Genomic DNA, 21,607 nt, shown 5'->3' with positions numbered 1-21,607 from the left:
TTTGCTGGTCAAATACGGCCGGGCGCGGCTGGGCAGCGGCAGCCACACGTCTGACAACGGCAATCTGACCGGCAACAGCCAGTACGCGGCGCTGACCTATACCCGGCCGGTGGGCGCAGGCCTGCAACTGCAGGCCGATGCGCAGTGGCAACTCAACCAGTTGCAGACGCATCGCGCGCTCAACTTCGGCGACGTGCACCAGAGCGCCACCGCCGATAACGGCCAGCAACAACTGGCGGCCAATGTGCAGCTGGACCATACCTATCACGCGGGCAACTGGCAGATTGCGCCCGCCATCGGCATGGCCTGGCGGCAAACGCGCGATGACGCCGTGGCGGAATCGGGGGCAGACCTGTACAACCTCAACGTCACCGGCAACACCAGCAGCGCGCTGGATATGGTGGCAGGCATCCGCCTGAGCTACGCCGACCAGAACGGCTGGAACGGCCACTTCAATCTGCTGGGCGGGCCGAGCCTGCTGTACCGCAGCGGCATCCGCAGCGCCACGTTGGCGGGCGCGCCGCAAGCGCAATTCCTGCTGGCGGCGAATGGGCAACGCAGTCCGTTTAATTACAGCAGCACCTTGGGCGTGGATTACCAGAGTGGCCGCCGCAGCTTTAGCCTGGATGGCTATGCCAGCAGCCAGGATACCACCAATGATTACGGGGTAATGGCGCGCTTCGGACAGCAGTTCTAGCCCGGCCAGCGCCCACAAAAAAGCCCGCCGGATTGCTCTGGCGGGCTTTTTCTTGCGGCGGATGCGGCAGGGTTACAGCAGGGCCGCGTCGGCGCGCAATGCTTCAGCCTTGTCGGTGCGTTCCCAGGTAAAGTCCGGTTCTTCGCGGCCGAAGTGACCATAAGCGGCGGTGCGGGTGTACACCGGGCGCAGCAGGTCCAGCATTTGTACGATGCCCTTGGGGCGCAGATCGAAATGCTTGCGGATCAGATCAACGATTTGCGCATTCGACAGTTTGGAGGTGCCCCAGGTATCGACCATGATCGACACCGGCTGCGATACGCCGATGGCGTAGCTGACTTGCACCAGACATTGCTTGGCAATGCCGGCGGCCACGATGTTCTTGGCCACATAACGGCCGGCATACGCTGCCGAACGGTCCACCTTGGACGGGTCTTTGCCCGAGAACGCGCCACCACCGTGCGGCGCAGCGCCACCGTAGGTGTCGACGATGATCTTGCGGCCGGTCAGACCGCAATCGCCCATCGGGCCGCCAATCACAAAACGGCCGGTCGGGTTGATCAGGAATTTGGTGCCGTTGAGCAATTCGGCCGGAATCACCGGCTTGATCACTTCTTCGATCACGGCTTCAGTCAGTTGTGCGTGCGACACGTCCGGATGGTGCTGGGTGGAGACCACGATGGTGTCCACGGCCTTGGCCTTGCCGGTTTCGGCGTCGTAACGCACGGTGACCTGGCTCTTGGCATCGGGGCGCAGCCACGGCAGACGGCCGTCTTTACGCAGTTCGCTCTGGCGTTGCATCAGGCGGTGCGCGTAGTAAATCGGCATCGGCATCAGCAGCGGGGTTTCGTCGCAGGCATAGCCAAACATCAGGCCCTGGTCGCCCGCGCCCTGGTCCAGATCGAGACCCTGGCCTTCGTTAACGCCCTGGGCGATATCGGGCGATTGCTTGTCGTACGCCACCAGCACCGCGCAGGTTTTGTAATCAAAGCCGATGTCGGAGTGGTCGTAGCCGATGCGCTTGATGGTGTCGCGCGCAATCTGGATGTAGTCGACGTTGGCAGTGGTGGTGATCTCGCCTGCCAGTACCACCAGACCGGTGTTCACCAGCGTTTCTGCGGCCACGCGGGCATATTTGTCTTGCGACAGGATCGCATCCAGGATCGCGTCGGAGATCTGGTCTGCCACCTTGTCGGGATGGCCTTCCGATACGGATTCGGAGGTGAACAGGAATTCGCTCATAAGGAGAAGGTCCTTTGTGCCGTGTCTGTAATGAATGAAAGTCGATAGAATCCGGGTTTTTATCCGGAAGGCCAACCACGCATGCTGGTGCGCTTGTTCAGACCTTTAGCTTATATCCCGTTGTGCGTGCTGCAAGCCGCAGGCATTGTGCTGGGCTGGATTGCATGGTGGACATCCGGGACTTACCGACAGCGGCTGGACGAGAACTCAGCCCGCGCCGCCCGGTTTGCCGGTCTGGATTATATCCGATTGCGCAAGTCGAGTATTGCTGAGCATGGCAAAGGCGCCATGGAGCTGCTGGCCGCGTGGCTGCGCCACGCCAAAGACGTGGCCGCCATGGTCAAACACGTGGATGGCTGGGAACACGTCGAAGCCGCGCTGGCCCAGCCGCGCCCGGTGATTTATGTTTCGCCGCATCTGGGCGCCATCGAAGTCTGCGGCATTTATATCAGCATGAATACGCCGCGCATCATGGCCGCCTTGTATCGGCCGCCCAAGCTCAAATGGCTGGAGCCGCTGATGCTGGCCAGCCGTGATCGCGAACGCGGCCGTGCCGCGCCAGCTAATGCCCAGGGCGTGCGTCTGCTGCTGAAAACCCTCAAGGAAAAGCAAAGCGTCTATATCCTGCCCGACCAGGCCCCCGGCGGCGGCGAAGGTGTGTGGGCGCCGTTCTTTGGCAAATCGGCCTATACCATGACCTTGTTGCCGCGCATTGCGCGCAATAGCGACGCCATCGTGCTGTTCTGCTTTGCCGAACGTCTGAGCTGGGGTCGTGGCTACGCCATGCATATCCGCCCGATGCAGGGCGAATTTACTGGCGACGCGCTGGCTGACGCCACCGTGCTCAACCGCAATCTGGAATTAACCATCCTGCAGGCGCCCAAGCAGTACCTGTGGAGCTATAACCGTTACAAACGTCCGGCCGGTGCGCCGGCCCCGGAGTCTGAATGAGTATTCCCGCCCGCCTGTTGGCCGCGTTTTTCTGGCTGCTGCATTTGCTGCCTTTTGCCGTATTGCGCGGCATGGGCTCAGTGCTGGGCAGCGTGCTGTACGCCGTGGCGGGGCGGCGGCGCAAGATCGGCCTGATCAATCTGCAATTGTGCTTTCCCGAATGGACCGAGGCGCAACGCCGCGCCACGCTGCGCGAGCATTTTCGCCTGATGGCGACCGTGGCCACCTGCTACGGCGTGCTGTGGTTTGGCAGCAAGGCGCGCGTGGAGCGGCTGGTGCGGCGCGAAGGCTATGAACATTATCTGGCGGTGCAAGACCGCTCGATCATCCTGCTGGCGCCGCATTTTATCGGGCTGGATTACGGCGGCATCCGCCACACCATCGATCATTGGGGCGCGAGCATGTATTCGGCCTCGCACCAGAATCCGTTTGATGAATTGTTATTGATGGGCCGCAGCCGCTTTGGCGAGCCGCTGCTGATCAAACGCAACGACGGCATCCGCGCCATTGTGCGTGCGCTGCGGCAGAACGTGATTCCGTTCTACTACTTGCCGGATCAGGATATGGGCCCGCGCGAATCGATCTTTGCGCCGTTCTTTGGCATCCCGGCTGCCACCATCCCGGCGCTGTCGCGCTTGTCGTCGATGGGCCGCGCGATTGTGGTGCCGATGATTACGCGGCTGGAAAAAGACGGCTTTGTTACGCGCTACTACCCGGCGTGGCACGACTTTCCGTCCGACGACGTGCAAGCCGATACCAACCGCATGAACCAGTTTATCGAAGACCGCGTGCGCGAAATCCCGGCGCAATACTACTGGCTACACCGCCGCTTCAAAACCCGGCCCGAAGGCGAACAAGCACCGTACTAAGCCACTATCCCATAGGGTGGGTCTAGACCCACCACTCAAAGCCGTATCCCAAAACGCAAGCGTTGCAATTTTTCGCGCGGCTTTGCTCGGTGGGTCACGACCCACCCTATGCGTTTTTATTCGACTTTCCGTCCGACGACGTGCAAGCCGATACCAACCGCATGAACCAGTTTATCGAAGACCGCGTGCGCGAAATTCCGGCGCAATACTACTGGCTACACCGCCGCTTCAAAACCCGGCCCGAAGGCGAACAAGCACCGTACTAAGCCCCCCCCTCATAGGGTGGGTCTAGACCCACCACTCAAAGCCGTATCCCAAAACGCAATCATTGCGTTCTTCTTCATTGCTTTGTTTGGTGGGTCCGACGGGGACGCCGAGTCCCACCCTATGCGGTTTTATTCAAGCCGGGCGGCGGGGCGGGGGTGGGGTAGATCTGGTAAACTGCGCGGTTTTCCGGCGTCTTCGAGGTTCTCCCCGCCATGTCTGACCAATCCAGCGATTCCAGCGATTCCATCCGCCTGTCCAAACGTATGACCGAACTGGGCATGTGCTCGCGCCGCGAGGCCGATGAATACATCGAGCGCGGCTGGGTCAAGGTCGATGGCGTGGTGGTCAATGTGCTGGGCAGCCGCGTGCGCCCGGGCCAGACCGTTACGCTGGAAGCCCCCGCGCAAGCCGCCCAGGCCGCGCGCGTCACCATCCTGCTCAACAAGCCAGTCAGCTATGTCAGCGCCCAGGCCGAAAAAGGCTATAAACCCGCCTCGGTGCTGATCGTGCCGGAAAACCACTGGGACGGCGATCTGTCCGGCCAGCGCTTTCATCCGCAACATCTGCGTGGCCTCGCCCCGGCCGGTCGTCTCGATATCGATTCGGTCGGTTTGCTGGTCTTGACGCAGGATGGCCGCGTGGCCAAAACCCTGATCGGCGAAAACTCCAACGTCGAAAAAGAATATCTGGTGCGCGTCAGCGGGCGTTTGTCCGATGAAGGCCTGCGTTTGCTCAACCATGGCCTGGAACTGGACGGTGAAGCGCTGCGCCCGGCGCAAGTGGTATGGCAAAACGCCGACCAGCTGCGATTCATCCTGAAAGAAGGCAAAAAGCGCCAGATTCGCCGCATGTGCGAAATGGTCGGCCTGCAAGTGGTCGGCCTCAAGCGCATCCGCATCGGCAATGTGCGGCTGGGCCAATTGCCCACCGGCAAATGGCGCTACCTGGCCAGCAACGAGACCTTTGATTAAGCCCCATGCAGCGTGCTGATCTTTTGCTGGTGCAGCTGGGTCTGGCGGCGTCGCGCACTGCGGCGCAAGGTCTGATCGAAGCCGGGCGCGTTTCGGCTGATGGCAAGCCGGTGAACAAGCCCAGCGTCAAGCTGGATGCGGACGCCCGCATCGCAATCGTGCCGGATGAGAGCGACCGTTACGTCTCGCGCGGTGGCCTCAAGCTGGCCGGTGCGCTGGCACATGCCCGGCTGGATGTGAGCGGCTGGCAAGCCCTGGACGTGGGGATATCCACCGGCGGCTTCAGCGATTGTCTGTTGCAAGCCGGCGCGCGCCGGGTGGTCGGGGTGGAAGTGGGCCACGACCAGTTGCATCCGCGTTTGCTGGCCGATCCGCGCGTGCAGCAATTTGAAGGCATCAACGCGCGCCATCTGCAACGCGAGCACATTGCCAGCGCGCTCGATGGAGAGATCGAGCTGATCGTGGGCGACGTCTCTTTTATCTCGCTCACGCTGGTGCTGCCGCAACTGGCGGCACTGCTGGCGCCGGGTGGACTTTTATTGTTCCTGGTCAAACCACAATTTGAAGTCGGGCCGCAGCACATCGGCAAAGGCGGCATCGTGCGCAATGCCGATTGCTATGCCGAAGTTGAACGCAAAATCCGCAATGCCGCGCTGGCGCTGGATTTCGACGTACTCGACTACTTTGCCAGCCCGATTACCGGCGGCGACGGCAACCACGAATTTTTCATCTACGCTCGCAAACGCTGAGACCAGACTGACCCGGTATTAGTTGGACCTGACACGATCACACACTGATGTATCGAAGTGTGTTGAAATCTATGCCGCCTTCGACTGCCTGCGGCTGATTTCATGACTGCGTTTCGCTCCGTTCTTTTACTGTGTCTGTCCGCGTTGACGACTTACGCCCACGCTGTTTCGATCAGCACGTTCTCGCCGCAGAACGAAGTGCGTGAGGTGCAGCAAGTCCGCGCCACCTTCTCCGCGCCGATGCTGCGCATGGGCACGGTCAATGCCCCGGCGCCTTTCAGCGTCAGTTGCCCGCAGCAAGGCGACGCCCACTGGATTGATGATCGTAGCTGGGTGATGGACTTTCCCAAGGGCATACCGGCGGCCACCCGCTGCACCTTTACGGTTGGCAAGAATCTGAAGGCACTGGATGGGGGCGCTTATACCGGTCCGGCCAGCTACAGCTTTAGCACTGGCCCGCTGGCGGTCGAAGAAGCGCAGCCCTATGAGGGTGATCAGGTCGATGAAGATCAGGCCTTTATCTTGCGCATGAACGGGGTGGTGCATGGCCCGGTGCCGATGTTTTGCCAGGTGGAAGATGCCCCCGAACGCATCCCCACGCGCCGCCTGAGTGAGGCCGACAAGGCCACGCTGATCAAACATCTGGGCTGGGAGAAACAAGCCAGCACAGTCGAAGCAGTGCAATGCGCGCGGCGCCTGCCTGCTGGCAAATCGGTCAAGCTGGTGCTGACCCGTCCTGGCAGCGCCGAGACCCAGACGCTGCAATTCCAGGTGCGGGAGGAGTTCAGCGCCAGCTTCAGCTGTGAACGCCAGGCCGCCAAGGCGCCGTGTATTCCGCTGCGGCCGGTTACGCTGTCGTTCACCGGCGATGTGCCGCGCAAGCTGGCCGAGCAGATTCGCCTGCAGACACCCGAGGGTGAGCGCAAGCCCGATCTGCAGCGCGAAACCGGCCCCACCGTGCGCTCGATCCAGTTTGCCCCGCCGTTTGCCGAGAATGCCGAGCCCGGCATCACCCTACCCAAAGACTTTGTGGACGACAGCGGCCGCCCGCTGGTTAACGCCAATGCGTTTCCACTCAAATTCCGCACCGGCACCGCACCTCCGCTGGCCAAGTTCACTGCCGCACCGTTCGGCATTCTTGAACTCAATGCCGACCCGAACATCGCCGTCACCCTGCGTGATGTTGAAGCCAATCTGGGCGTCAAGCAGGTCCAGGTCAGCGCCGATAGCCTGACCGTGCAAGATGACCGCGCCATGATGACCTGGCTGGCGAAGGTGCAGGCTTATCACGAAAGCTACGTCGGCAAGACCGAAACCCGCCGCCTGAGCCTGTTGGCGCATGAAGCGGGCGTTAAGCGCGCCGACATTCCCGCTGCGCCCGACAAAGCCGGCAAATGGCCGTTCTCGGTGGTGGGCATTCCGGCCAAAGAAGCCGGCCTGCATGTGGTGGAAATCCAGTCGAAGATGCTCGGCAGCGCCTTGCTGGGCGCCAACAAGCCGATGTATGTCCGCACCGCCATGCTGGTCACCAATATGGGCGTGCACTTCAAACGCGGCCGCGACAATGCCGCCGTCTGGGTGACCACGCTGGACCAGGCCAAGCCGGTGCCGGGCGCGGATGTGCGCGTGTATGACTGCGCGCAGCAACAATTATGGGAAGGCAAAACCGACGCCAACGGCATCGCGCAGATAGACCACGCCCTGCCAGAAATGCGCTATTGCAACGGCGAACCAGCGCTCAACGGCTTGTTTATCACCGCGCGCAAACAGGATGCGCAGGGCCGTAACGATGTGTCGTTTGTGCGCTCGGCTTGGGATGAAGGCATCGAGCCGTGGCGCTTTGCCGTGCCGACAGACACCAGCACACGCCCGAATATCATCGGCCACACCATTTTTGACCGCACGCTGTTCCGCGCGGGCGAAACCGTGTCGATGAAGCACCTGATCCGCGTGCAGACGCGCCAGGGCTTTGCCATGCTCAAGAACAACCAGTTGCCGGATGATCTGGTGATTACCCACGACGGCAGCGGCCAGGAATTCCACCAGCCGCTGCAATGGCGTGCTGGCCGTTATGCTGAATCAACTTTTGCGCTACCGAAGAGCGCCAAGCTGGGTACATATAGCTTGCGCATGGTGCGCAAAGGCACGCGCCAGGGCGGCGATCGCGGCGAGCACAGTATCGAACGCGATGGCATTACGCTGGATGCGGGCAGCTTCCGCGTCGAAGAATTCCGGTTGCCGGTGATGCGGGGCCAGCTCAGCGTCGCGCCCGCTGCAACGATTGCGCCCAAGGCGGTACCGGTGGCGCTGTCGATGTCGTATGGCAGCGGTGGCCCGGCCAAAGGCTTGCCGGTGCAGGTCAGCGGCATGCTTAACGAACATTACGATCGCGTGAGCGGCTACGACGGCTTTGCCTTTGGCGCGCCCGAATCGCGGCGCGGCGAAACCCAGCGGTCTCTCAATGGCAAGGTGGTACTGGATAAAACGCCGCTGACGCTGGACGCCAACGGCAATGGCAAAACCAGCGTCGCCAACATGCCCGCGCTCGACCGGCCCTATGATCTGGTACTCGAAGCCACTTACGCCGACCCCAATGGTGAAGTGCAAACCCTGTCACGCACCGTGCCGCTGTATCCCGGCGCGCTCAAGGTGGGGCTGGCGGTTGATCGCTGGATGGCGGTAGCGGGCAAATCGGTCGGCGTTAAAGCGGTGGTGCTGGATAACGAGGGCAAGCCGCAGGCGGGCCAGAAAGTCAGCATCCACGCCACGCAGCATGATTACGAATCCAGTCGCAAACGTCTGGTGGGCGGCTTTTACGCCTATGACCATCAGGAAACCAGCAAAGACCTGGGCGAAGTCTGTAGCGATACCTCGGATGCGCACGGCATGGTGTTCTGCGATGTCACGCTCAAGCAAGAGGGCAGCATCGAGCTGGTGGCCGAAGTCAAAGACAAGGCGGGCCACGTCGCGCAGGGCGCGCAAAGCATGTGGGTGACCAACCAGAACGAAATCTGGTTTGACGTCGACAACAACGACCGCATCGATATCCTGCCGGAAAAAACCAGCTATCAGCCGGGCGAAACCGCGCGCCTGCAAGTGCGCATGCCGTTCCGCAAAGCCACCGCCTGGTTGGCTATCGAGCGCGAAGGCATTATCGAAAACCGTGTGGTGCAACTGAGCGGCAAAAACCCGACCATCGACGTCAAGATCAGCCAGGACTGGGCGCCTAACGTCTATGTCTCGGTGCTGGCCGTGCGCGGTCGCGTGCGCGAAGTACCGTGGTATTCCTTCTTTACCTGGGGTTGGCGCACGCCGATGGACTGGTGGGATGCCTATTGGCATGAGGGCCGCGACTATCAAGCGCCCACCGCCACCGTCGATTTATCGCGCCCGGCCTTCAAGTTTGGCGTGGCCGAACTGACCGTGGGCACCGCGGCGCACCAGCTAAAAGTCAGTGTGAGCGCCGACAAAGCCATTTATTCGATCCGCAAAACCGCGCAAGTCAAAGTGCAGGTCAAATTGCCGAATGGCCAACCGGCGCCTGTTGGCACCGAAGTTGCCTTTGCGGCCGTGGATGAAGCCCTGCTGGAATTGCAGCCCAATAACAGCTGGGATTTGCTCGGCGCAATGTTGCAACGACGCAGCTACGGCATCGAGACCGCCACCGCGCAATTGCAGGTGGTGGGCAAGCGCCACTTTGGCCGCAAATCGTTGGCCCCGGGCGGCGGCGGCGGCTTTGCCCCGACGCGCGAACTGCTGGATACGTTGCTGCTGTGGCAAGCGCATGTGGTGCTCGACGCCAATGGCAGTGCCACGCTCAGCGTGCCGCTGAACGACGCGCTGACGCGCTTCAAGCTGGTGGCCGTGGCCGATAGCGGCACCAGCCTGTTTGGCAGCGGCAGCACCTCGATTACCGTGACGCAGGATGTGCAAATCACCTCCGGCATTCCGCCGCTGGCGCGCAACGGCGACCAGATTGCCGCAGGCATCAATCTGCGCAACGGCTCCGGCCGCGCCATGAAGCTGGAAGTGAGCGCCCAAGCGGCCGGGCTAGGCGAGCTGTCCAAACAAACAATCAGCCTGCCCGCAGGCGAAGCACGTGAAGTCAGTTGGCCCGTTACGCTGCCGCAAGGGATCAACAAGCTGGCGTGGACCTTTGCCGCGCGTGAAGTGGGTGGCGAGCAGGCGGCGGATAAACTGGCGATCACGCAGGACATCGAGCCCGCAATCCCGGTGACGGTGCAACAAGCCACGCTGCGCCAGTTGCAAGGCCCGGTCAGCATCCCGGTGGGCTTGCCGCCGACGGCCGAAGCGGGCCGCGGCGGGGTCTCGGTGCAACTGCAGGCCAGACTGGCGGGCGATATGCCGGCCGTGCGCGACTGGTTCCTGGCCTATCCGTATTCGTGCCTGGAACAACGCGCGTCGATTGCCACGGGCCTGGATGACAAAACCCGCTGGCAAGCCATCATGCGCGATCTGCCTGCGTATCTGGATGCTGATGGCCTGGCGTATTACTTCCCGCCGGCCGAAGGTATCGAGAGCCATGGCAGCGATACGCTGACCGCCTATGTGCTGGCGCTGGCCAACGAATCCGGTTACGCCATCCCCGATGATTTGCGAGAACGCATGCTGGTGGGCCTCAGCAATTTTGTCGATGGCAAGATCAAGCGTGATCTATGGATGGCGCGTGACTCGGGCGATGCTCGTCGCCTGGCCGCGCTGGACGCATTGGCGCGCTACGGCCGGCTGCAACCGCGCCAGATCGATACGGTGACGCTGCAGCCCAATAGCTGGAACACCGGCATGCTGGTGGACTGGATCAGCATACTGCAGCGCACGCCGTCGTTGCCGGATCGCGCTAACCGTCTGGCGCAGGCCGAGCAAATCCTGCGTGGTCGCCTTACGTATCAAGGCACGCGCCTGGTGTTCTCCACCGAGAAGGACGATTACTGGTGGTGGCTGATGGGCAATGGCGACGTCAACGCCGCGCGCATTGTGTTGCTGGCCAGCCAGTTGCCGGACTGGAAAGACGATATGCCGCGTCTGGTTACGGGTTTGTTGGCGCGTCAGCAAAAAGGCGTGTGGATGACCACCAACGCCAACGCGTGGGGTTCGCTGGCGATCCGCCGCTTTAGCAGCCAGTTCGAGAAAGACCCGGTCACCGGCAAAGTGGATATGGCGCTCGGCGATACCCAGCGCAGCGCGGCATGGACTACGCCCAAGCCGGATGCGGTCAGTCTGCCGTGGCCCACCGGTGGCAAAGGCACGCTGACGCTGAACCAGCAGGGCAGCGGCAATCCGTGGGCCACGGTGCAAGTCAGCGCGGCCGTGCCGCTGACTGCGCCGCAGGCTGCGGGCTATCGCATCAGCAAAACCATCACCGCCGTGCAGCAAAAGGTGGCGGGTCAGTATTCGCGCGGCGATGTATTGCGCGTTACGTTGAAGGTGACTGCGCAAGCCGATATGACCTGGGTGGTGGTGGATGACCCGGTGCCAACCGGCGCCAGCATCCTCGGCAATGGCTTGGGCCGTGATTCAGCCATCAGCGCGCAAGGTGAGCAGCAAGCAGGGAGTGCGTGGTCGGCATACGTAGAACGCCGCTTTGCCGGTTATCGCGCTTTCTATGAATACGTGCCGCGCGGCGACTTTAGCGTCGAGTACACCATGCGTTTGAACAACGCCGGCAGCTTTAAACTGCCGCCGACGCGGGTGGAAGCGCTGTATGCCCCCGATGTCTTCGGCGCTGCGCCTAACCCGCTGTACAAGATTGGCGATGGGCATTAATACGCTGTGTCGCGGGCTGCTGGCGCTGGGTGTGGTCATGACCGCCGCACCCGCGCTGGCCCTGCCTGACTTCGCCACGGTTAAAGCGCAATGGACGCCCTCCGACGCCATCCTGCTGGACCGCAACGGCCAGCCGCTACAACGCATGCGCGTCGATATGACCGCACGCAAGCTGGATTGGGTGACGCTGCCTGAAATCTCCCCCGCTTTGCGCCAGGCGCTGGTGCTGTCGGAAGACCGCAATTTCTACGCCCATAGCGGGGTGGACTGGTCCGCTGTGGCCGCCGCCAGTTGGGGCAATCTGTGGAATTCGCGCACGCGCGGCGCCTCCACATTAACGATGCAACTGGTGGGCTTGCTCGACGCCGACCTCAAGCGCAACAGCGGCCAGCGCTCATTCAGCCAGAAACTGGGCCAGACGGTCAGCGCCACGCGGCTGGAACGCAGCTGGAGCAAGGCCCAAATCCTTGAGGCTTATCTGAACCTGGTCGGTTATCGCGGCGAACTGAAGGGGCTCGGCGCTGTGTCGGCCAGCTTGTTTGGCAAGCTGCCGTCGGGGCTGGACGCGTGGGAATCGGCGATTACAGTCGCACTGATCCGCGCCCCCAACGCCAGTGTCGACCGGGTGTCACGCCGCGCCTGCGAAATTCTGACCAGCATGCAGCGCAAGCCGGATTGCACTCAGGTGGCGGTGGAAACCCAACGCGCCCTATCGCAGCGCAACGCGGCCTATCCAGGCGCGGTGTCGCTGGCACCGCACTACGCCCGCAAGCTGCAGGCGCATATGCAATTGCGCGCCGGGCAACGCGTCCGCACGACGCTCGATGCGCGCCTGCAGCGCTATTGCGTGGAGCAATTGCAGCGGCAACTGGCCGAATTGCGTGATCGCAATGTGGAAGACGGCGCGGTGGTAGTGCTCGACAACGCCAGCGGCGACATCCTGGCGTGGGTGGGCTCAAGCGGCGAATTGTCGCAAGCCAGTGAGGTGGACGGCGTCACCGCCTTGCGCCAGGCCGGATCGACCCTCAAGCCCTTTCTCTACCAACTGGCATTGCAAGGCCGCTGGCTGACAGCCGCGTCTTTGCTGGATGACCGGCCACTGGACCTGAACACCAATAGCGGCCTGTATGCGCCGCAGAACTACGACAAGGATTTCAAAGGCCCGGTATCAGTGCGCACCGCGCTGGCCTCATCGCTGAACACACCGGCCGTACGCACTATCGACATCGTCACCCCCAACCGCTTGCGTGAACGGCTGTACGCGCTGGGTCTGACCAGTCTGAATGAAGCGGGCGATTACTACGGTTACAGCCTGGCGCTGGGCGCGGCCGATGTGCGTTTGCTGGACCTGGCCAATGCCTATCGCGCCCTGGCAACGCAAGGTCTTGCCAGCCCGCCGCACTGGACGTTGACCGAGCCCGCGCCCAAAGCGCAGCGGCTGCTGGATGTGCAAAGCAGTTTTATCATCGGCGATATCTTGTCTGACCGCACCGCGCGCGCCCGTACCTTTGGCCTGGAAAGCGCGCTGGCCACGCCGTTCTGGGCCGCTGTCAAAACCGGTACCAGCAAAGATATGCGCGATAACTGGACCATGGGCTACTCGCGCAAATATACGGTGGGGGTCTGGGTGGGCAACGCCAGCGGCGCGCCGATGTGGGATGTCTCGGGCATGCACGGTGCGGCGCCGGTGTGGCTGAGTGTGATGAACCGCTTGCATGCGGCCACGCCCTCGCTGCCGCCGCCGTTACCGGCGGGCGTTGAGGCGCGCCAGATCAATTTTGAGCAGCACACCGAGGCCGCGCGGCGCGAATACTTTTTGCCCGGCACGGCGCAAGACGTGGTGTATGCCGCGTCCAGCGATAGCCGCAGCGCGGTCAGCGCCATTACCAATCCGGTGGATGGCTCGGTGTATGCGCTTGACCCCGACATCCCGCCCCAGCATCAGCGCGTGGTGTTTCGCAGCAGCGGCGTGGCGCAGCCGCAATGGTGGCTGGATGGCAAGTGGCTGGGACGCGGCGCGCATCTGCCGTGGTTTCCCATGCCGGGGCGGCATGTGCTGCAAATGCGCGACGGCAGCCGCGTTATCGGTGAAGCACATTTTGAAGTGCGCGGGGCGACGCTCAAGCCGCCCACCCCGCGCCGGGCTAACTCCAGCGGCTGATCTAGCTGTCCTGGCCCACCGCATAGAATGCCGCGTCATCTGGCCCCACCAGCGACGGCGTTTTCCAGCTGACGTCGCGCATATTGCGCTGGATCAGCGTGTCCACACCCATCAGCACTGCAAAAATCGCCATGCGGATTGGAATGCCGTTGTCGGTCTGGCGGAAGATGGCCAGGCGCGGATCGTGGTTCAGATCGGTGGCCAGATCGTTCGCCCCTTCGCGGCTGTCGCGGGGCAGCGGATGCATGATGATGGTGTCCTTGCCGCACACGGCGTCCACCAGCGAGGCATTGATCTGGAAGTCGGGTGAATAACCCTCCATCGATTCATCGACAAAGCGTTCTTTCTGGATGCGCGTGGCGTAAACCACATCAGCGCCGCGCAGGCCCTCATGCATCGACTGGGTCTGCACCACCACATGGCCGTTGCGGCTGACCTGATCGACGATATGCGCCGGCATTTCCAGCGCGGTGGGCGAAATCAGCGTGAACTTCATGCCGCGATACAGCGCCAGCAGTTTGATCAGCGAATGCACGGTGCGACCGTATTTGAGGTCGCCCACCAGCGCGATATGCGCGCCATCGACCAGTTTGCCCACGCGCGAAAATTCGGTTTCGATGGTGTACAGGTCCAGCAGCGCCTGGCTGGGATGCTCGCCGGGGCCGTCGCCGCCATTGATCACCGGGATATTGCTGGCGGCGGCAAATTCAGCGACCGAGCCTTTTTCCGGATGGCGTACCACGATGGCATCGGCGTACCCGGCAATCACGCGGCTGGTGTCGTAAATCGATTCGCCCTTGGCCATCGAAGAGAACGAAAAGCCGGTGGTATCACACACGCTGCCACCAAGGCGGCAAAAGGCGGCGCCAAAGCTGACCCGGGTACGCGTGCTGGCTTCAAAAAAAAGATTGGCCAGCACCGCGCCTTCCAGCACGCGACAGACTTTCTGCCGCCGCGCGATGGGCTGCATGATGTCGGCGACGCGGAAAAACTCGCCGACCGACTCCCGCGTAAATTGCTCGACTGAAAGCAGATGGTGACGGCCTTCCGAGGCAATCACGTCGCGCAGATCGGCTTTATATGCGCTATGCGTAGAGCCGGGCTGGATGGCTTCGCGCGCCAGGATTTCGGTAACAAAGCGCTCGACCACTTCGGGCATGGTGCGGAATTCTTGCGATTCTTCGGGCAGCAACCAGGTATCGAGGGCGCGGCGACGCACGGCAATGCGCTCAGCAAAGGCATCGCGGGTCATATTTAGTTTGCGCATGGCATCGCGCAAAAAGACTTGTTGGCTCATCGTGGTGGCTCCCTGAAATATACGCGGTGCGTATATTAGTCAGGCAGCGGCACAAAGTCCAGTTGAGGTCAGCGCCCACGGTGACAGCCGGAGCACGCCCCGGCCGTCGCTGATTTATTCGCTGAAGTCCGCGCTTGGCGCCGCCAGCACCGTGCGCGAGCCATTAGTTTCCATCGGGCTGACCAGTCCTGCGGTTTCCATTTGCTCGATCAAGCGTGCGGCACGGTTATAGCCGATGCGCAGCTGGCGCTGGACCGAGGAAATTGAAGCGCGGCGGCTTTTCAGCACAAACTGCACCGCTTCGTCATACAGCGGATCAGATTCCTCGGCGGCCGCATTGCTGCCACCCGCCTCAGCCCAGCCCGGCGTGCTGGCCGCGCCTTCGGCATCAAACCCGGCATTGAGGATGCCATCGACGTAATCGGGCTCGCCGGTCGACTTGAGGAACTCAACCACCTTGTGCACTTCTTCATCCGCCACAAACGCGCCATGTACGCGTTGCGGATAGCCGGTGCCCGGGGGCAGGAACAACATGTCGCCCTGGCCGAGCAAGGCTTCAGCGCCCATCTGATCCAGAATCGTGCGGCTATCAATCTTGGACGAAACCTGGAAGGCCATCCGCGTCGGAATATTGGCCTTGATCAGGCCGGTAATCACATCGACGCTGGGGCGTTGGGTGGCCAGGATCAGATGGATACCGGCTGCCCGCGCTTTTTGCGCCAGCCGCGCGATCAATTCTTCAATCTTCTTGCCCGCCACCATCATCAGGTCAGCAAACTCGTCGACCACCACCACAATAAACGGCAGGTGTTCCAGCGCCTTCGGCTCATCCGGGTTGATCGAGAACGGATCAGTCAGCACCTGGCCCGCGCGTTGCGCGTCTTTCAGCTTCTGGTTGTAGCCCGCCAGGTTACGCACGCCGAGCGCGCTCATCAGCCGATAGCGTTTTTCCATTTCCGCCACACACCAGTTCAGCGCATTGGCGGCCAGCTTCATATCGGTAACTACCGGCGCCAGCAAATGCGGAATGCCGTCATACACCGACAATTCCAGCATCTTGGGGTCGACCATGATGAAGCGCACTTCATCCGGCGTGGCCTTGTACAGCAGCGACAAAATCATTGCGTTAACGCCCACCGACTTGCCCGAACCGGTGGTACCGGCCACCAGCATATGCGGTGCGCGGCCCAGATCGGTGACCACGGGCTTGCCGGTAATGTCTTTGCCCAGCGCGATGGTCAGACGCGAGCCCATGGCGTCGAATTGCTCGGACGACAGGATTTCGCTCAGGCGGATCATCTGGCGTTTGGGGTTGGGCAATTCCAGGCCCATGCAGGTTTTGCCGGGGATGGTCTCGACCACGCGGATCGAGGCCAGGCCCAGCGCCCGCGCCAGATCCTTCATCAGGTTAACGATTTGCGCGCCGCGCACGCCCACGGCGGGTTCGACTTCATACCGCGTGATGACCGGACCAGCGTAGGCATCCAGTACGTTGACCTTGACGCGGAACTCAGCCAGCCGCTGTTCGATGATGATGCCGCGATCGATCAGTTCGTCCTGGCTGACGGTCTCGATCTGCTCATCGGGCGGCGACAGCAAATCCAGCGAGGGCAAGCACGAGGCATCGAAGCGCGGCCACGGCGCAGCGACCGGCGCGGGCTTGGGTTCCAGCATCGGCTTGACCCAATCGGACGGCTGATAGGTATCGGTCAGCTCGGCATTGGCTTGTTCCAGCGCCAGCAAAGCGGCGGCGACGCTGCTTTGTTCCTGCGCCGCGAGGCGGCTGCTGGCCGCTTGCCACGCCAGTGTGGCGGCATCGGGCTCGGTGGCAACGGACGTGGAGTCCGCTGGCCACGGCACGCTCGGCGCTTGCCATGCCGGAGGCGCTTGCGTTTGCGGTGCCGGGGCGTTTGCGGCGGGGGCCAGGTCGCTTGTGGCTGCGGCCTGGTCCGCTACGTGGTCGTCCACTTCAGCGCCGTCCACTTCAGCGGCGTCCGTTTCGGCGTCGTCGACTTCGGTGTCGTCTACTTCGGGGTCGATGGCGGCGGGCGGCGTTTCCAGCTGGGCAACCGGTGCCAGCATGGCCGGGACAAATGCGGCGGGCGCAGGGCTGTCGGCTGCTGCTGACGCAGGCGCCTGGGGCAGCACAATCGGTGCAATCGGCGCGGATTCGGGGAGCACGGGCGCACGGACCTGCGCGGTTTCGACCGGTGCGGCCGTCAGCGGAGCGGGTGGGGCAGCGACGGGGGCCTCGATCTCGGTGACTTCCAGGCCATCCGACAGTTGTACCAGCGGGGTGGCTACGGTCTCTTCCACTTCTTCCACTTCATACAGCGGCACCGGGTCGGCGCTGGCGGCCGCAGGCTGGGCCAACGGCGCCACCGCGCGCGGGGCGGGGATGGCGAACGCGGGCGGCAACGGCGCTGGCTGTGGCGTCAGCGCGGGCAGGGGCGCAATCACATCGTCCAGCCATGCCGGGGGCGCTTGCGGCGGCAAGGGCTCCAGCGGTTCCAGTTGCAGCGGCGTGGGCGTGCGCAGCGTAGGCTCAAGCGCCGCTGCGGTCGGCGTGACGGGGGGCTGTGCCGTCGGCGTGGCCTCGCCCGGGGTGGCGCGCGCGCTGATATATAAAGCGCTGTTGGAAGGCGACGGCTGCGTTGCCAAGGTTGGCTCGACGCGGACTTTTTCGGGCTGGCGGGTGCGTACTTTCAGCGGTTGCGGCGGCGTGGGCACTGGCGCGGCTGAGGCCTTGGTCGGCCCGGTCACGCGCTGGCTACGGGCACCATGCAGCGATTGCAGGCGTTCGCGCACTTCATCGGCTTCCAGAAAGGGCAGCGGCTCAGCACGGGGTGCCGACGGGCGCGGCGGGGCGGCACCGCGACGGGGCGGATGCAGCACCTGGTCACGGTCCAGCACCGGCAAGGGTTTGGGCGGGGCCGGTGGCGGCACCGGCGCGGCCTTGGGCAGCGTAATCACGGGCAAATCAGCAGAAGGCGTGCGTGGGGCCCGCGTTTCCATGCGGGCGGAGGCAGCAGCCAGCGCGGCGGCAATGGCAGGAGGTTGCGGCTTGCTCGGCGTTACCGGCTTGCTGGCTTCGACCGGGCGTGCCGTCTCAGCTGCTCTGGTTTCAGCGGGGCGCGGGGGCGGTGCCGCACGCGCGGCAGCCGCAGGGGCACCGGGGACGGGCGCCGGGTCCACATTACGACTGCCTGGCGTGGTGGGGGCAATGCCGAGGGAATCCAGTTCTTCCAGAATCTCGTCTTCGTCGATATCCAGCTGCGCCGCGCGGGGGGCCGCGGCAGGCTGGCTGAAGCGCGCGCTTGCAGCGAGGTCGTCCTCGTCCGCATCCGGCTGGAAATCCGCCGGGATATGGGTCTTGACCGGATCATCGTGCAAGAACGGCGAGTCTTTGCCAACGCGGCGCACGGCATTTTCCAGCGTACCGCCGACGTTCTCGGCCATGGTGCCCCAGCCCATGCCCAGCCATAGCGGCACGCCCACTGCCGCGCCACCGATCAGCGTGAGCAGGCCGCCCCACGGAGTCAGGCCAAATAACTGGGTAGCGGCACAACCCGAAGCCACCAGCACCCCGGCACCCGCCCAGCCGCGGGCGGTCCAGTCGGGCAGCCGTTGTTCATGGCGGCTTTGCCAGCCCGCCGTGGCCAGCACCGCGGCCAGCCACCAGCCGCCAAGGCCGGGAATGGCGTGCCAAGCGGCCGGACCCACTAGCTGGAACAGCGCGCATAACAAAGCCGCCACAAGCAGAGCAAGCGGCAGCGGGGCAAGGATGGGTAGCCGGCGGGAGGGGCGAGCAGAGCGGGCGGAACGTGGCTTCATGGTGCGCAATCAGATAGGCAGAACGGGTACGCGAGAGAACGCTCGTTCTGTAGGGCCAAAAGCGGCCATCATAAGCCGGTATGGCGCGGGCGTCACCCGCTTTGCTTGCCCGATGGCGCGGGCGGCGTGGGGGTGGCGTCGAGTGCCTCTGGCCCGATCCGGCCCAGTCTTTGATGCAGCTCGCGTTCACGCTCGAAAATGGTGTCGTTGGCCAGCCGTGTGAGCTTTTTCACCAGCGCGATGCCGCTGTGTGGAAAGTAGTGCACGCGGCACGGATATTGGTCGAGCAAGTCGTCGGCCACCACCGGAATTTCGGCCCGTGCCAGCCAGGTGCGCACAAATTGCGCGTTCTTGCGCCCGATGTCGGCCTGGGTTAACTGGTGCAACACATTGCCAGCGCCAAACAGTTTGGCTTCAAGGTTTTCGATGCGGCCGCCATTGCGCAAGATGCGGCGGATCAGGATATCCATGGCGTATTCGCCAAAGCGCGCCGGCATGGTTTCGGCGCTGTTGGGAAAGCGCGCCACGTCCGGCAACATAAAGTGATTCATGCCGCCGACGCCGCTCACGCGGTCGCGTACACAGGCGGCCACACACGAACCCAACACGGTGACCAGCATCATGTCGCGTTGGGTGACAAAGAATTCGCCCGGCATCAGCTTGACCGCCTCGATATTGAAGCGGTTGTCATGAAACGGCGTCGGGCCGGTGGTGGCTGGCGGTGGCGCGGGTTTGGCGATGATTCGTGCTCCGCAATGACAACGGTGCGTGCCCCTGCGAGCACGCACCCGAATGTCATTCAGCGTAGTTCACGCCAGACCGCAATGCGGCCCGGCTGTGTATCACTGGATTAATACTGCTGCCATTCACCATCGGCCATCTGCACTGCGGTACCACGCCCCCCCGAGACGCGACGTGCACCCAGCGCAATCACTTCAGCACGGCGCGGGGCATCGGTCTGGGCATCGCGGCCCAGCTTGAACGAAGCGACGGCCATTTCCAGTGCGGCGGCCTGGTCTTGCAGGCTTTCGGCAGCGGCGGCGGCTTGTTCCACCATCGCGGCGTTTTGCTGGGTCATGCTGTCCATTTGCGTGACGGCCACATTGATCTGATCAATGCCGCAGCTTTGTTCGGCCGAGGCATCGGCAATCGAGGTCATGATGCTGTTGACGCGATTGATCGAACTCACGATCTCGGTCATGGTGTGACCGGCTTCTTCCACCAGACGCGTGCCATCCGACACCTTGCCCACCGAATCCGAAATCAGACCTTTGATTTCTTTGGCGGCGGCGGCGGAACGTTGCGCCAGGTTGCGCACTTCACCGGCCACCACCGCAAAGCCACGACCTTGCTCACCGGCACGCGCTGCTTCGACGGCGGCGTTCAGCGCCAGGATGTTGGTCTGGAAGGCAATGCCGTCAATCACGCTGATAATTTCGACCACTTTGCGTGAGCTTTCGTCGATCGATGCCATGGTGGTCACCACTTTGTTGACCACGTCGCCACCCTTGCCCGCCACCACGCTGGCTTCCGAGGCCAGATGGCTGGCTTGTTGCGCATTGGCGGCGTTCTGCTTCACGGTGGCGGTCAGTTCTTCCACGCTGGCGGCGGTTTCTTCCAGCGAGGCGGCTTGTTCTTCGGTACGACGCGACAGATTGTTGTTGCCGGCGGCGATTTCACGCGCCGCGTTATTTACCATACCGGCCGCGCCCTTAACGGTGATGATGGGTTCCACCAGCGTTTCCAGCGTCTGGTTCATGCCTTGCACGATGCGGGCAAAGTCGCCTTGATGCCGGCTGACATCGGCGCGGGTTTCGATCAGGCCGGCCGCGGCGGCTTCGTTCAACATCACCACATCGGCGTTCAAGGCTTGCAGATTGGCGCGCACTTGTTCGATGGTCTGATTGATAAACGCTTTCTTGCCCGGCAGTTGTTCCATCGGCGCGCTAAAGTCGCCTTCGCCAAAGGCTTTGATCACCGCCATGGCTTTTTTCTTGACCGAGATGTGGGCACCGACCATTTCGTTGACGCCTTGCGCCATGGTGCGATACGCGCCAGCAAAGCGTTCGGCGTTGATTTGCACGTCGATATCGCCCTTCTCGTGCTCGGCCGACATATGCCGCATTTCGTCGATGATGTCGCTCATGCTGTCTGCCACCGCGTTGATGCTGCTGGTCAGATCCTGAAAACGGCCGTGATAGGTGCCGTGCATGCGCAGGCTCAGGTCGCCTTGCGCCATGCTGGCCAGAATATCGTTGGCTTCTTTGGTGGCATGGTCGGCTTCTTGCAGGCCACGTTGCACCTGGTCGATGGCGTCGGTGATCTGGGCTTTTTTGCCCGGCAGCCGGTCCATCGAACGGCTGAAGTCGCCTTGGGCATAAGCGGTGACCACGTCCACCACTTTCATCTTGACCGCGATATGCGCGGCGACCAGATCGTTGATATCGCCCGCAATGCGGCTGTGGGTACCGCTAAAACGGTTGGTGGCGATGACTTCATCGATCCAGCCATCCTGATGCTTCTGGATCATGCCGCGCAGTGCGCCTTCCAGTTCTTCGGTCTGGCGGGCTTCGGCGCGTTGGTCGCGCAGGGTGCCTTGCAGGCGACGCAGCGCATCATAAACGCGGGTGTTGGTGGCATCCGTGCCCGCGTTCAGCGGTTGATCAAAATTGCCATCGGCCATGGCCATGATGACGTTAGCGAGTTGGTCGGCGCGGACTTCGGCTTGGCGGTTAAACAGACCCATGTTGGCTGCTCCTGATTCAGATTTAAAAATGATTGAGAT

12 protein-coding genes and 1 pseudogene are annotated in these 21,607 nt (G+C 62.7%); 8 read left to right on the top strand and 5 right to left on the bottom strand.

The window, feature by feature from the left end; genetic code table 11:
• A partial coding sequence (locus tag ACYQ1A_RS18235; protein ID WP_499364245.1) for an autotransporter outer membrane beta-barrel domain-containing protein occupies positions 1 to 697 on the top strand: 697 nt, incomplete at its 5' end.
• A gap of 72 nt (positions 698 to 769) precedes the next feature.
• On the opposite strand, the gene metK is transcribed toward ACYQ1A_RS18235, so the two are convergent.
• Positions 770 to 1,939: a methionine adenosyltransferase gene (gene metK, locus ACYQ1A_RS18230; RefSeq protein ID WP_053936684.1), complete on the bottom strand. Its 1,170-nt coding sequence runs from the start codon at positions 1,937 to 1,939 to the stop codon at positions 770 to 772.
• Positions 1,940 to 2,032: 93 nt separating this feature from the next.
• Between metK and ACYQ1A_RS18225 the strand changes: the two genes are divergently transcribed.
• The 7 genes and pseudogenes from ACYQ1A_RS18225 (at position 2,033) to pbpC (ending at position 13,691) form a co-directional block, all read left to right on the top strand.
• Positions 2,033 to 2,890, top strand: coding sequence for a lysophospholipid acyltransferase family protein (locus tag ACYQ1A_RS18225; protein WP_499364243.1), 858 nt, complete (start codon positions 2,033 to 2,035; stop codon positions 2,888 to 2,890).
• A complete protein-coding gene (locus ACYQ1A_RS18220) occupies positions 2,887 to 3,759 on the top strand; it encodes an LpxL/LpxP family acyltransferase (RefSeq protein WP_499364241.1) in 873 nt (290 codons plus the stop codon). The genes ACYQ1A_RS18225 and ACYQ1A_RS18220 overlap by 4 nt, the downstream gene beginning before the upstream one ends.
• A gap of 122 nt (positions 3,760 to 3,881) precedes the next feature.
• Positions 3,882 to 4,025 (top strand): annotated as a pseudogene (locus tag ACYQ1A_RS18215) (LpxL/LpxP family acyltransferase); the annotation flags it as partial.
• 213 nt (positions 4,026 to 4,238) lie between these two features.
• A complete protein-coding gene (locus ACYQ1A_RS18210) occupies positions 4,239 to 4,997 on the top strand; it encodes a pseudouridine synthase (RefSeq protein WP_499364238.1) in 759 nt (252 codons plus the stop codon).
• 5 nt (positions 4,998 to 5,002) lie between these two features.
• Entirely contained in the window at positions 5,003 to 5,746 is a 744-nt protein-coding gene (locus tag ACYQ1A_RS18205; RefSeq protein WP_499364236.1) for a TlyA family RNA methyltransferase, read from the top strand.
• 102 nt (positions 5,747 to 5,848) lie between these two features.
• Positions 5,849 to 11,530: an alpha-2-macroglobulin family protein gene (locus tag ACYQ1A_RS18200; RefSeq protein ID WP_499364234.1), complete on the top strand. Its 5,682-nt coding sequence runs from the start codon at positions 5,849 to 5,851 to the stop codon at positions 11,528 to 11,530.
• Positions 11,520 to 13,691: a penicillin-binding protein 1C gene (gene pbpC / locus ACYQ1A_RS18195; protein WP_499364232.1), complete on the top strand. Its 2,172-nt coding sequence runs from the start codon at positions 11,520 to 11,522 to the stop codon at positions 13,689 to 13,691. Before ACYQ1A_RS18200 ends, pbpC begins: the two co-directional genes overlap by 11 nt.
• Before the next feature lies 1 nt (position 13,692).
• On the opposite strand, the gene ACYQ1A_RS18190 is transcribed toward pbpC, so the two are convergent.
• The 4 genes from ACYQ1A_RS18190 to ACYQ1A_RS18175 all read right to left on the bottom strand — a co-directional run bounded on the left by ACYQ1A_RS18190 (position 13,693) and on the right by ACYQ1A_RS18175 (position 21,568).
• A complete protein-coding gene (locus ACYQ1A_RS18190; RefSeq protein WP_499364228.1) occupies positions 13,693 to 14,988 on the bottom strand; it encodes an aspartate carbamoyltransferase in 1,296 nt (431 codons plus the stop codon).
• Between the two features lie 114 nt (positions 14,989 to 15,102).
• Entirely contained in the window at positions 15,103 to 18,822 is a 3,720-nt protein-coding gene (locus tag ACYQ1A_RS18185; protein ID WP_499364226.1) for a DNA translocase FtsK, read from the bottom strand.
• Between the two features lie 92 nt (positions 18,823 to 18,914).
• A complete protein-coding gene (cheD, locus tag ACYQ1A_RS18180; protein WP_499364224.1) occupies positions 18,915 to 19,610 on the bottom strand; it encodes a chemoreceptor glutamine deamidase CheD in 696 nt (231 codons plus the stop codon).
• Between the two features lie 62 nt (positions 19,611 to 19,672).
• Positions 19,673 to 21,568, bottom strand: a complete 1,896-nt coding sequence (locus ACYQ1A_RS18175; RefSeq protein ID WP_499364222.1) for a methyl-accepting chemotaxis protein — start codon at positions 21,566 to 21,568, stop codon at positions 19,673 to 19,675.
• Between the last annotated feature and the right edge of the window lie 39 nt (positions 21,569 to 21,607).

The sequence above is a fragment of the Silvimonas sp. JCM 19000 genome (genome assembly GCF_054652575.1).
Note: the sequence above shows the minus strand (reverse complement) of the source record. Positions and strands in the feature narration are given on the sequence as shown.

Bases quoted from the DNA above. Each gene is read 5' to 3' on its own strand.
- metK (WP_053936684.1), bottom strand. From the start codon at position 1,939: ATGAGCGAATTCCTGTTCACCTCCGAATCCGTATCGGAAGGCCATCCC.
- ACYQ1A_RS18220 (WP_499364241.1), top strand. From the start codon at position 2,887: ATGAGTATTCCCGCCCGCCTGTTGGCCGCGTTTTTCTGGCTGCTGCAT.
- ACYQ1A_RS18210 (WP_499364238.1), top strand. From the start codon at position 4,239: ATGTCTGACCAATCCAGCGATTCCAGCGATTCCATCCGCCTGTCCAAA.
- ACYQ1A_RS18205 (WP_499364236.1), top strand. From the start codon at position 5,003: ATGCAGCGTGCTGATCTTTTGCTGGTGCAGCTGGGTCTGGCGGCGTCG.
- ACYQ1A_RS18200 (WP_499364234.1), top strand. From the start codon at position 5,849: ATGACTGCGTTTCGCTCCGTTCTTTTACTGTGTCTGTCCGCGTTGACG.
- pbpC (WP_499364232.1), top strand. From the start codon at position 11,520: ATGGGCATTAATACGCTGTGTCGCGGGCTGCTGGCGCTGGGTGTGGTC.
- ACYQ1A_RS18190 (WP_499364228.1), bottom strand. From the start codon at position 14,988: ATGAGCCAACAAGTCTTTTTGCGCGATGCCATGCGCAAACTAAATATG.
- ACYQ1A_RS18185 (WP_499364226.1), bottom strand. From the start codon at position 18,822: ATGAAGCCACGTTCCGCCCGCTCTGCTCGCCCCTCCCGCCGGCTACCC.
- ACYQ1A_RS18175 (WP_499364222.1), bottom strand. From the start codon at position 21,568: ATGGGTCTGTTTAACCGCCAAGCCGAAGTCCGCGCCGACCAACTCGCT.